9 protein-coding genes are annotated in these 12989 nt (G+C 30.3%); 4 read left to right on the top strand and 5 right to left on the bottom strand.

Annotated features, from left to right (window positions below; all coding sequences use genetic code 11):
• Window positions 1-171: 171 nt before the first annotated feature.
• The 3 genes from WC223_05935 (at window position 172) to WC223_05925 (ending at window position 4929) form a co-directional block, all read left to right on the top strand.
• Window positions 172-1788 (top strand): hypothetical protein, encoded by a 1617-nt coding sequence (locus WC223_05935; GenBank protein ID MFA6923779.1) that lies wholly within the window; start codon window positions 172-174, stop codon window positions 1786-1788.
• An 82-nt stretch (window positions 1789-1870) separates the two neighbouring features.
• Window positions 1871-4144 (top strand): M48 family metallopeptidase, encoded by a 2274-nt coding sequence (locus tag WC223_05930; GenBank protein ID MFA6923778.1) that lies wholly within the window; start codon window positions 1871-1873, stop codon window positions 4142-4144.
• Window positions 4141-4929, top strand: a complete 789-nt coding sequence (locus WC223_05925; protein MFA6923777.1) for a hypothetical protein — start codon at window positions 4141-4143, stop codon at window positions 4927-4929. Before WC223_05930 ends, WC223_05925 begins: the two co-directional genes overlap by 4 nt.
• 51 nt (window positions 4930-4980) lie before the next feature.
• On the opposite strand, the gene WC223_05920 is transcribed toward WC223_05925, so the two are convergent.
• From WC223_05920 to WC223_05905, 4 genes are all read right to left on the bottom strand, one after another.
• Window positions 4981-5781: a (Fe-S)-binding protein gene (locus tag WC223_05920; protein MFA6923776.1), complete on the bottom strand. Its 801-nt coding sequence runs from the start codon at window positions 5779-5781 to the stop codon at window positions 4981-4983.
• Between the two features lie 255 nt (window positions 5782-6036).
• Complete coding sequence (locus WC223_05915; GenBank protein MFA6923775.1) at window positions 6037-7332, bottom strand: ATP-binding protein; 1296 nt, start codon at window positions 7330-7332, stop codon at window positions 6037-6039.
• A 334-nt stretch (window positions 7333-7666) separates the two neighbouring features.
• Complete coding sequence (locus tag WC223_05910) at window positions 7667-8980, bottom strand: (Fe-S)-binding protein (protein MFA6923774.1); 1314 nt, start codon at window positions 8978-8980, stop codon at window positions 7667-7669.
• A 69-nt stretch (window positions 8981-9049) separates the two neighbouring features.
• A complete protein-coding gene (locus tag WC223_05905; protein ID MFA6923773.1) occupies window positions 9050-9934 on the bottom strand; it encodes an NAD kinase in 885 nt (294 codons plus the stop codon).
• A 325-nt stretch (window positions 9935-10259) separates the two neighbouring features.
• Here WC223_05905 and WC223_05900 point away from each other — a divergent pair, with 325 nt between their 5' ends.
• Window positions 10260-11498, top strand: a complete 1239-nt coding sequence (locus tag WC223_05900; GenBank protein MFA6923772.1) for an FtsX-like permease family protein — start codon at window positions 10260-10262, stop codon at window positions 11496-11498.
• Between the two features lie 184 nt (window positions 11499-11682).
• Here the strand turns inward: WC223_05900 and WC223_05895 are convergent, their stop codons facing one another.
• A complete protein-coding gene (locus WC223_05895; GenBank protein MFA6923771.1) occupies window positions 11683-12987 on the bottom strand; it encodes a cation:proton antiporter in 1305 nt (434 codons plus the stop codon).
• Between the last annotated feature and the right edge of the window lie 2 nt (window positions 12988-12989).

Genomic DNA, 12989 nt, shown 5'->3' with positions numbered 1-12989 from the left:
ACAAGGTAAAAAAAATATTGCTGAATGAAATACAATAAGCAAATATTCTTGTATTGCTTAATTTATAAGCAACAGATTTTTAACCTTAAAGTTATTTTACAGAGTATTTTTTTTACAAATAATATTAATAAATTTGCCGAAAATTAATATTAACTTAAAAAATTATAGTTTATGAAAATCAAATTTGCTTTACTGTTTTTATGCTTGGGGTTAATAGCATTTAATTTTAAAATATTTGCGCAAAAACCTTTACGGGTGGAAATTCCGGCAAAATACGATGCTGATTATAAGGTTATTCCTATTGGAAAAGAAGGTGTGCTTTTATTTAATGAAAACGACAGCAAACAAGAAAAAGGCATGACCAAATGGGTATTCACAAAGTATGATAATGAATTTAAAGAAGTCAACGAAAAATCAATTGACCTGATAGACGACAATATTTATAAAACATACGAAATATCAGAAGATAATATATATATGCTGTTTTCTGATGAACGTAAGGGTTCTTACAACATTATTAAATATGATATAAAAAATGAAAGCGTTACGAAATATGATTTTATAATAGACAATAAAAATTTCTCAAGACTTGATTTTAAAGTAAATGGAGATATAGCATATCTCGGAGGAAATTTTGCATTGACAAGAAGTCAGACCTGTGGACGAACTACTCTATGTTATATCGGCTTGGGTATTCCTTATTTATTTGGAATATTTAATTATAAAAAAATTCCCATAATTTATACTTATAATTTAAAAACAAAAAGCATTGAAAATAACAATATTACTTTGGCAGGAAACGGAATACTTTTAGGTCTTCAGGTTGATGACGTTACAGATAATACAGATGCTTTCATTTTTAACAATCCTGTAAAAGGAGTAAATAATGTAATTGTTAATGAATACAAAGGTAATAATTTGGCTAATTCATTTAAAATTAACCCGGGTATTGATAATTCTATTATTGACGGCAAATTATTAAGTGTAGATAAAAATGAAAAATTAATTATTGGCACATACTGTAGTACAAAAAACAAAAAAAGCAAGAAAAATAATTATGTATCAAACCTATCAAACGGCATATATATATCAGGTTTCAAAAACAGCAATCAAGATTATATTAAATTTTACGATTTCAGTAAATTCAGTAAGTTCTTCGATTATCTGAGTGAACGGCAGAAAGCAAAGGTGTTAAAAAAAGCAAAGAAAGCAAAAGAAAAAGGAAACACAGTAACATATAATTACAGACTTCTTATTCATGACATTATTAAAAAAGATGATGAGTATATTATGATTGCAGAAGCATATTATCCACAGTATCACACAGAATGTTATACCACTTATACTGCTAACGGAGGCTCAACAACACATTGTTATCAGGTTTTTGACGGGTATAGATATACTCATGCTTTTATAGTTGGATTTGATAAAGACGGGGAACTTTTATGGGATAATTGTTTTGAAATAGAAGATATTTTAACTTTTAATTTAAAAAAGAGAGTAAAAGTATTGATTGATGGAAATAATATAAATTTAGTTTACAGCAATGGTGGAGCCATACATTCAAAAACAATAAGCGGAAAAACTGTAATTGACAATAAACAAAGTACGAAAATCGAAACAAATTATTCCAACGACAAAGTCAAATTAAATCTTTCAAGCGATATGGATTTTTGGTACGACAATTATTTTATTGCTTATGGTTTTGAAAGAATTAAGAACAAAGAATTAAAAGGCAAAGATAAGAAAAGAACAGTTTTCTATTTCAATAAAATAATTTACGAATAAATAAATTTTGGAAAATTGCAAATGAAGTTATAATACTTGTTTGGTTTTTCTAATAATATAACCTCTTTTCATTATAAAAGGTATGAAAATAAAAATTAAATATTTTTTATTTTTAATGTTAACAGCAAGAATTCTTTTTGCTCAAAATAATAACTTAAGCGACTTTGTTCCTTTGAAATCATCGGGGAATATACCGGATGACTTCAGAACACTTTCTACAATTAAAGTCGAAAAGGAAAAAGAACAAATTGATAAAACCGACAAACATAAAACCCGAAAGCAAAAAGAAAGATTTATTTTATTGAGTAATTTCACAATAGATGAGATTTTACTAAGCGGAAAAGTTTTATTCAACGAAGAAGTTAGTAACTATGTGAATAAAGTAGCTGATAACCTTTTAAAAGACAATCCGCAATTAAGAAAGGAATTGCATTTTTATGTTACAAAAACGCAATATGTGAATGCCTTTTCGACAGACAAAGGAATTATTTTTGTTAATCTTGGTTTAATTGCTCAATTAGAAAATGAAGCTGAATTAGCTTATATACTTGCTCATGAAATAATACATTATGTAAAAAAACATAACATTGAAATTTTTCTTGAAAATCAGGAAATATATAGTAATGATAATAAAAAATATAAAGGTTTATCTATTGATGATAAATATTTAGCAAGCAGTTACAGGTCGAGAGAAAATGAAAGTGAAGCCGACATAGAAGGATTGAAAAGTTTTTATCTTCATTCGAAATATAGCATTTCCGCAGTAGACAAGTCATTTGATGTAATGCAATATTCATATTTACCTTTTGATGAATTGCCATTTGAAAAATCATTTTTTGAAACCGAGTACATGAAATTTCCCGAAAAATATTTTTTAAAAGAAGTTGAGCCTATTAAAACGGGAGATAATTATGATGATTCTAAAAGCACACATCCTAATATAAGAAAACGAAGAGAAGCAACAAAGTTATTAACTGCAAATGAAAGTACTGAAGGTAAAAGTGACTTTATATTACCTAAAGAGGACTTTTTAAGAATAAGAAATCTTGCCCGGTTTGAAGTATTAAGGCAATTCATTATTTCAAAAGATTATGCAAATGCTATATATAACAGTTATATTCTATTAAAAGAATTTCCTGAAAACAAATATTTGGAATCAATAATCGGATATGGGTTATATGCATTGGCAATTTATAAAGTAAACTATTCCGTTGGCTCTGTTCTCGAAGGATATAAAAAAATTGAAGGAGAATCCCAGCAAATATTTTATTTTCTTAACACTCTTAATAAGAAAGAAATTAGTTCTATTGCCCTTCATTATAACTGGAAGTTATTACAAAAAAATCCCAATGATAAATATCAGGAAAAGATTTGTGATGATTTGTTTAACTTACTTACGAAAAACTGCAAAATGTATTTGTCGGATTTTTCAACATCAACAAAGGAAGAGGTAAAACAAAAAAACGAAAACAATGATAAAAATACTGATACAACAAAGTTATCGAAATATGAAAAAATCAAAAGAAAAACAAAAAACGAAGAAGTAAAAAATGATGATAACTTTATAAGTTTTGCTTTTGTTGATTTATTGAAAGACAAAAATTTTGTCGATAAATTTAATGAGAAGCAGAAAGGTATTGATACAAAAAGCAAAGGAGACGAAGATTATAATGAAGAAAGTATTGCAAAAAACAAGGAACAAAGAAAAGCAGAAAAAAAACAAAGAAGACATGAAAAAAATTGTGGAAAATCACTCGGTATTGATAAAATTTTAATTGTTGAACCATCTTATGAAAAGCAAGATGAAAGAAAAAAAGACCAGATAAGATATATTGATTCTGAATTAAACCAAATTGATTTAAATGACAGAATTAAAAAAAATGCAGAAATAGCTGAGCTCGGTTTAAATATTTTAGATTCAAAAAGTTTTTTGGAAAGTGATATTGATAAATATAATAATATGTCGCAGCTTAAAGAATGGTTTTCCGAGCAACTTAAAAATACCAAGAATGAAGTTAATGGAATAATTCCTTTTGAAACAAAATACATTAATAATATAACTTCAAAATACCAAACAAAATATGCATGTTTAATTGGTTTTGAGAAAATCAGAATGAAAAAAGATAAAGTTGGCTGGGCTGTAGCCGGACTTTTTTGCTTTTATACTACTTTGTTTTCAATACCATATCTTTTAAAGCCTGAAAATAAAACATTTTTCTTTAATCTCCTTTATAATCTTGAAACAGGAGAAAATGTATTTGTTGAATTTTCTGCCTTTAAATCAAACGATTTTAACGATTTAAAAAATTCATTATTATACGACACATTTCATCAAATAAAAAATTCAAAGAAATGAAACAATATTTTATTATTTTATTGTTTGTTTTTTATTATTACATAAATTCCAGTGCCCAGTCTCCCGGATATCAGGGAATGAAAACATCAATATACTATGATGTTTATGCAATGCTTTCACTATATAGACCTATAAATGACCCATCAGGTAAAATCGAATTACCCCGTGATATTAATCTCAGACATTCTTTTTGCATTGATTATGTTGTAAGCAGAAAAACTTCATTAGGTTTCTCTTGTAACATAATTAACACAGAGTTTTTATTTAATAAAACGCTTCAATATAATTACTTTTCACAAAATAACTCGGGTTTTGAAATAGGAACCTTTAGTAATGACAATTATGCCGGACAAATAAATACCAAATGTTTTGGGTTAACATTTAAAAAGTTTAGCCGGAATTATATAGCACCTGTTGGTTCTTATGTAAAATTTGAGTTATTGTATATAACGTACAATGTTAAATATAATGAAAATGAACTATTCTCAAATATAAGCAATTACAATGGAACCACACAAAGCCCACACATAAAAAACATGAGTCCATATAATAGTTTAGCTATAGGAATTACTTTCGGAAAACAAAATGTAATTTTTAATCATTTTATTATTAATAGAGGAGTACAATTCGGATGGGTTTTTGGTAAAAACAATTTAACTCCTTCCATTTTTGATTCAATTGATTCATATAATGAAGATAACTATATCAGGCGATTATCGAACAATCGCTTGCTATGGCTATATGCATTTAATGCTTACATTGGTATTGGCTATCTTATATTTTAAAGAGCATCTCTAAAAACTTTCTTTGCGGTTACTTTTAATAACACCCTTCTACTACAATTCCAATGCCTGAGCGACGAGTTCAATGATGTCATAATTAAAAATTTCTTCTTCTTTATTTTTATATTTTAGCCCATCGGTAAGCATTGTCATGCAGAAAGGACAGGCAGTTGCAATTATATCGGCTTTTGTTTCAAGTGCTTCTTCTATTCGTTGAATAAAAATTTCCTTATCGCCTTTTTCTGCTTCTTTAAACATTTGCGAACCGCCGGCTCCGCAACATAAAGCAAAACTTTTATTTCTTTTCATCTCAACATTTTTCGATGAAATTTTATTTAACACTTTTCGCGGTGCTTTATATTCATCGTTCAATCTGCCCAGATAGCATGGGTCATGAAATGTAATTTTTTTATCAGCAAATTTTTTAGAATTAATTTTTAGTTTCCCTTCATTTATTAATTTATTAAAAAATTGCGTGTAATGAATTACTTCATAACAACCGCCAAGGTCAGGATATTCATTTTTAAAAATATTATAACAATGAGGACAAATCGTAAGAATTTTTTTAATATCATATTTTTTTAATATTTCAATATTTGAAAGTGCCTGCATTTGAAAAAGCATTTCATTTCCTGCTCTGCGTGCAGGGTCTCCGGTGCACGATTCCTCAACTCCCAAAACAGCATAACTTATTTCAAGATGACTTAATATTTTTGCAAATGCTTTTGCTACTTTTTTGTATCTGTCATCGAAAGCACCGGCACAACCGACCCAGAATAAATATTCGGGCTTAATGCCTTTTGCAGCCATACCAGCCATTACAGGAATTTCGATTTTTATTTTTTCCGATTCCATAACTACTATTGTTTATATTTTATTATTTATTGAGCAATCAAAGTTCCTGTTCCTAATACTTCATTAATTACGCAATGTAGTAAAAATACATTCCGCTCTGGAGTTTGCCTTATTCAATAATTGTTTTATGACTGCTAATATAAACATTTTTAATTTTATTTTCACAGAGAGCAGAATTTTTTAGTTTAATACAAAACCCACCGTCTTTGGTGGATGTCGTTTATTTTCACGAATACACCTTGTCAGAAATTTTTATTATTTCCAATAATTCTCAACTGCATAAAGTGGTAGATTTGTTAACCAATCATCTGTTCGATAATCCGACATGGATGTTCTGATTGATAGTGATGGTTTATATTGTTTCTGAAACGATTTTAAACTTTTTGCCTGTAAATTTTCTTCTGCCTTTACTTCTATAGGAATTACTTTATCGGCAAACTGAACCAGAAAATCAATTTCAGCTGTCGATTTCTCTGTTGACCAATAATAAATTGATAGCTTTTCACAATATTTTAATTGTTGCAACACATATTGCTCGGTCATTGCACCTTTAAATTCCCGAAAAATATAATTTCCATCAATAATTGTTTTAATGTCTATATTGCCCATGGCACCGAGTAATCCTACATCCACAAGATAGATTTTAAATGCAGAACTATCCATGTATGCAGCCAAAGGCAATGCGGGTTTTGAAGCCCTGTTCACTTTGTATATCAAGCCCGAATTTATGAGCCATGCCATTGCCACTTCGTAATCTCTTGCTCTTGCACCATGTTTGAGTAAACCATAAATGAACTTTCTATTCTCTTTTGCCAATTGCGAGGGTATGGATTGCCATATCATTCTAATTCTTGGAACAATTTCATTTGGTGCATGTTTTGAGAAATCTTGTTCATAGGCACTTAAAATATTTATTTGTATGTCCCGCACTTTTTTAAAATCATTTTCAGTTGAAAAAGAATTTACGGCTTCGGGCATTCCTCCAATAAAATAGTATTGACGCAAAAGTTCAATGTATTTCGGTTTGAAACTTGTAATCAACAACCAATCGCGTTTCAATAAAAGTTCATATAAAGATTTTTTATTGAGTGCCAGCAAAAACTCACCAAAGCTCAATGGGTAAAGGTCTAAAAAACCAACTTTGCCCACTGGAAATGAAGTATGCTGATGTGATGCCACTCCCAACAATGAACCCGCTTCAATGACGTGGTATTGTGGTGCATTTTCGAAAAAGTATTTTAATGATGTAATGGCTCCCTCACATTCCTGAATCTCATCGAAAATAATAAGGGTATTTTTTGGATTGATTTGCACACCGGTTTCTATCTGAATGGCAACAATTATTCGCTGAATATCAAAATCATTGATAAATAAATTTCTTAAAGATTTAGAACTTTCAAAATTTACGTAAGCAATCTGACTGTATTCGCGTTGCCCAAATTCCTTCATAAGCCATGTTTTGCCAACTTGTCTGGCACCCCGAATAATCAAGGGTTTGCGATTATTGGAATTTTTCCAATTAATAAGTTTCTCGAATTGAAACCGTTCCATAATATTTTTTTTACAAAGATACAAAAGTTATTTGACAAATTGTATTATGAGTACATTTATTCAAACGACTTTATGGCATATTATACATTTATTGTGACGATATTACTATGTTTGGCTTAGGATTTTATAGAGATAAAGCGTTTGCTGGCAAAACCTTTAACCAGTGTTTGTAAGAAAACTATTAAAATTTTAAGTTGGTGATAAGAAAACGCCAAATACAAGGCTTTCGATGTTTTGAAAATATGGAGTTTACTTTTTGTAAATGACTTTTTTTCAAGACGAGAATAACGCAGTAGTTGGCGTTTTCTTGCAGCCGCTAACTAAAAGCCATAAACTATTTCTTATTCATACACAAATCATTTGCCCACAACAACCTGTCCTGCGGTGAAAATTGCCAAGGTGCTCCATTGTTTTCAATATTTGCAAAAATTGCATTCAATCCGCTTGGTGCTTTGGCTTCTTCCATTACAAGATATCTTCGCAAATCAACAATTAATGTAGGATGATTTATGTTTACTGGACATTCCTTTGCACACGCATTGCAGGTTGTACAAGCCCATATTTCTTCTTCGCTTATAAAATCTCTAAGCAAAGATTTGTTGTCTGTGTACTTTTTATCTTTCAATAAAAATTTTCCTTTTTCTTTCATCCTTGCTCTGAAGTCCATTAATATTTTTCGCGGTGAAAGTTTTTTTCCTGTAATATTTGCCGGACAAACAGATGTGCATCTTCCGCATTGCGTGCATGAAAGCGAATCGGCAAAATTTTTCCATGTTCCGTCTTCAACATCCTTAACACCAAAACGCGATAGCTCTGCTCCTGCTTCAGCAGTTGCTGAATAAGCAGTTGAGGTATCAAGCATTAATTTAACTTCTTTTGTAACATTTTCCATATTCGGTAATTTTCCAAGCGGCTCTAATCTGCTGACAAAAACATTCGGTATTGACATGAAAACATGAAAATGTTTTGAGTAAGGAAGATAATTTGCAAAAAAGAAAACTAGTAAAATATGCGTCCACCAGCTTACCTGATTAATCACATAAATAACACTGAAATCCATACCATGAAAATAAGGTGCAATAAATCTGCTTACAGGGTATGTTCCAACAACATCATAAGACGGAGTAAAAGTGATATATGAGGAATTCATGCTTAGCAATGAAATCATAAGCAACAAAATTATTGACAATGCTATATTGGCATCGGTGTGAAATTTCTTTTTCATTTCAATGCCATAAAATCTCTTGATGTGCATGAATACGCGACGGACAAGAAAAACAATAATTGAAATTAAAACCAGCAAACCGAAAATATCTCCCGATGTCGTGATGATATCATATATTATGCCCCAAGAAGAAAAAACCTTTTCACTTCCGGTAACACCATCAAAAATAATTTCGCTGCTTCCCACACAAATCACCAGAAATCCCCAGAATACCAAGGCATGTAAAAAACCTATCACCGGACGTCTGAATATTTTGCTCTGGGAAAAAGCAACGTTTATTGTCATTATTATTCTCTTCCATATATCTTTTATCGGATAAGCTTTTTTTGTAATATTAAGCAAAGCAATGATTTTTGAAACAGAATAAGTGAAAGCAGCAATTGTAGCTATAAGCGTGATGATAAAAACAGTTTGTTTAAGCATAAAATCATTTTTAAGTATTAAAAATAAAAAAAATTAACAAAACTATTTTTCTTGATGTAACAAAATTAATTAATTTCTTTTATCCATTCCCCACATGAGTTTATTACGGATTGTAGAAAAAAAATTCTGATTCTTTAATCTGACAAGGTTTATGCAAAAGTTAGCTTTTGTAATTTTTAATTCGATTTTTGAATCAATTGTTTCAACGCGTGAATCGAGACAAATTAAAAAACTTTTACTTTTTCCCTCAATTTTCAAAGTTATTGTTTTATCATCGGGAATTATTATGGGACGCACATTAAGGTTATGTGGTGCAATAGGATTGATTACAAAATTTTTTGATTCAGGCACTACAATCGGTCCTCCGCAACTTAGCGAGTACGCTGTGGAGCCGGTGGGAGTTGAAACCAATAAGCCGTCAGCCCAGTACGAATTCAGAAATTCACCATTTATATATGCGTGAATATTTACCATTGACGAAATATCTTTTTTCTGAATTGTAACATCATTCAAAGCGTAATTTTCATTTCTAAATAAATTATTTTCTGTTTCAAGTTTTAAAAGTGTTCTTTTATCAAGATAATAATCTTTATCAATGAGGCACTGAATTGCTTTGTCGCAATCTTCGACGGATGTACTTGATAAAAAACCCAATCTTCCGGTATTAATTCCCATTATCGGAATTCCTGAATTATAAACAAGATTTATGGTATTTAGTATAGTTCCGTCACCACCTATGCCGAAAAGAAAATCAATTTTATTTTTTATTTCCAAATGTGAATTAAAAGGAATTATTTTCGAAGAAAATTTTATTTTATTTTTTTTTAAAAGTAAGTTATAAAACGGCTCATAAACAAACAACCCGAATTTATGTTTTTCAAGTTTTTCAATGAGTTTAACAGCATTATTTCTGCACTTCTCATTTAAATTTTTCCCGTATATGCCTATTTTCATAAAATATAATTTTAACAAACAAATATAATTAAATATATTTTAACCATTATTAACTTCTCACTTTTATAATACGTTTGTCGTTTAAAATGTTTGTTGTTTATAGTTAAAAAATGTTATTGAGAGCTAATAAAACTCTGTATGCCTTGAGAAAAAATTGCCGAAATATTGCAATAAATAACAACAAGTAATTTTTTATTTAAAAATAGGAATTTATTTCATACATATTACCAAACGACAAACCACAAACTTTTAAAATTCATTCCTTGTAAAAATATATTAAGAAAACTTTACTTACTTTTGCCTGATAACAATTAAACTTCTGAATTTGAATTTTTCATTTTTCATAGCGAAGCGATATATTTTTTCAAAGAAATCACACAATATAATAAATGTTATTTCATTGATTTCAGTTATCGGAGTTATGGTAGGAACAATGGCTCTGATAATTGTTCTTTCTGTCTTCAACGGTTTCGAAAGTGTTGTGATTTCACTTTTCAATTCGTTCGACCCTGATATAAAAATTACTGCAAAACTCGGTAAAACATTTAATCCACATAATATACCGATTGAAAAGATTAAAAAAATTAATGGAGTTATTTTTTACACAAATATACTTGAAGAAAATGCACTTTTGAAGTACCACGACAAACAATACATTGCCACAATAAAAGGAGTTGAAAGTGATTTTAAGAAAATGAGCAAGCTCGATACAATGATTGTTGGCGGTTCATTTACACTTGAATCTGACAGCAACAACTTTGCTATTGTAGGACAGGGAATTGCATATTTTCTTTCTTTAAATTTAAAGGATTTTTCTACACCACTGAGTATTTATGTTCCGCGTCGAACAAAAAATATTTACAACCAGATGAGTGCTTTCAATAATCTGGCAATTCTTCCTACAGGAGTTTTTTCTATTCAGCAGGACTTTGACATAAAGTATGTTTTGGTTCCGCTTCGGTTTGCCCGCAGATTGCTCGAATACAAAGAAGATATTACTGCAATAGAAATTGGACTTTCAAAAAATACAGATAAGGAAAATGTACAAAAGGAAATTCAGAAATTAGTTGGCAGCGGATTTATTGTCGAAAATCGCTACCAGCAGCATAAATTGCTTTACAAAGTCATGAAAAATGAAAAATGGGCAGTGTTTCTTATTTTAAGTTTTATATTGATAATCGCCACATTTAATATTATCGGCTCGCTGACTATGCTCATACTTGAAAAGAAAAAAGATGCGATGATTCTTAAATCGCTTGGTGCAAGCAATAAATTAATAAGCAGAATATTTTTAATAGAAGGATTGATGATAAATTTGCTCGGAGCGATTGCCGGACTTGCTCTTGGTGCTTTAATCTGCATTATTCAGCAAAAATTCGGATTAATCAAAATTCAGGCAACCGGTACATTTGTTATAAATACTTATCCCGTAGAATTACACATAAAGGATTTTATATATGTTTTTATAACAGTATTTTTAATTGCTCTACTTACCTCATGGTATCCTATACGACAACTAAGAAAAAGCAATTTCTTCGATGTTAAAAATTTAAGTACGAATTAGGGCATAGAGCAAGGAGCTTAGAGTTTTTTACTGAATGCCACATACCAGTACCGGTTACTTTAGGGCATCTCTAAAAACTCGGATATCGAGGCGGACAAGAAATTCCAACAGGAGTTAACTGTGTGTTAATGAGGATTTGGATTTTGAAGTCCAACGAAGAGAGGCGAGTTTTTAGAGATGCTCTTTATTCTTTAGTTTCTTCGATTGTCAGCTTGAGTTGTGTTGGATTTTGCGGAGATATTGGTTTTAATACCGATGATTTTTTCAGAAATAGTTTCATGAACGGACCTGCTAAAATACTTGTAAACAGAGCCATTACAACAATAGCAACAAACATACTTTCTTTTATAAGTTTATTTTGCAATGCGAGAAGTCCGAGTATAATTTCCATTGCACCTCTTGCATTCATTGCAAATCCTATGGCTAAAGATTCCCTTAAATTATGTTTGCTTAAATATGCTCCAAGTCCGCAGCCGATTATTTTTCCGAAAAATGCAAGAACTATAACGATTAAAACCAATTGCAAATCAAAATTTGTAACAAAATTCACTTTTAATCCTATTGAAACGAAAAACAGCGGAGCAAAAACATTATTTACAAACTGATAAACGATTTCTTTAGCTTTTTCGTTAAGAGCTGAAACATCTCGCAAAGTTATGCCAAGCACGAAAGCACCGAATACAGCGTGAATACCTATATATTCGGTAAAAGCAGCACAAAGAAAACAAAGTGCGAGCGAAAGTGAAAGAAAACCTCCGGGCCATGCAAGATGTTTATTTATCCATGGCAAAAAATGGTCAAGAATCCTTTTGCCGACAATAAACATAAGAAGAACAAATCCAATTGTAAGAATTATTGTATAAAAATAAGTTGTTTCTTTTCCTGTTGTTTTAAAATGCGACAATATAATTGAAAAAATAAGCCATCCAATAACATCATCTATCATTGCAGATGAAATAATCGGAATTCCCAATTTTGATTTCAACAAATTCAAATCAATCAGAATTTTTGCTATAACAGGCAAGGCGGTAATGGAAAGTGAAGTTCCGAAAAACAAGCAGAAAATAATTTTTTGTTTATCATCTGTTATATAAAATAATCCGGGATAATAATAAGGAACAAAAAAACCAACTGTTAAAGGAATAATCACGCCTAATAAACTTATAGATAATGCTGATTTTCCATATTTCCACAATAAGTCAAGTTCTATTTCAAGTCCTGCAATAAACAAAAGTAAAATTACAGACAAAGAAATTATTCCATCTAAAGCAAGCGGGGTTCCGCCAATATGTGGAAAAATCGAATTGAATGAGTGTGGTGAAATTGTACCGAGAACAGAAGGACCTAAAATAACGCCTGCCAAAATTTCTCCGACAATAACCGGCTGACGTAATTTTCGTGCAAATTCACCGAATATTCTGGCAGCAATCAGCATCAAACTTAGCTGAAGCAATAGTGTTATTAATTCGGTATATTCGAGTTTCGCCATGT

Source organism: Bacteroidales bacterium (assembly GCA_041671145.1).
Classification (GTDB): domain Bacteria; phylum Bacteroidota; class Bacteroidia; order Bacteroidales; family JAHJDW01; genus JAQUPB01.
Note: the sequence above shows the minus strand (reverse complement) of the source record. Positions and strands in the feature narration are given on the sequence as shown.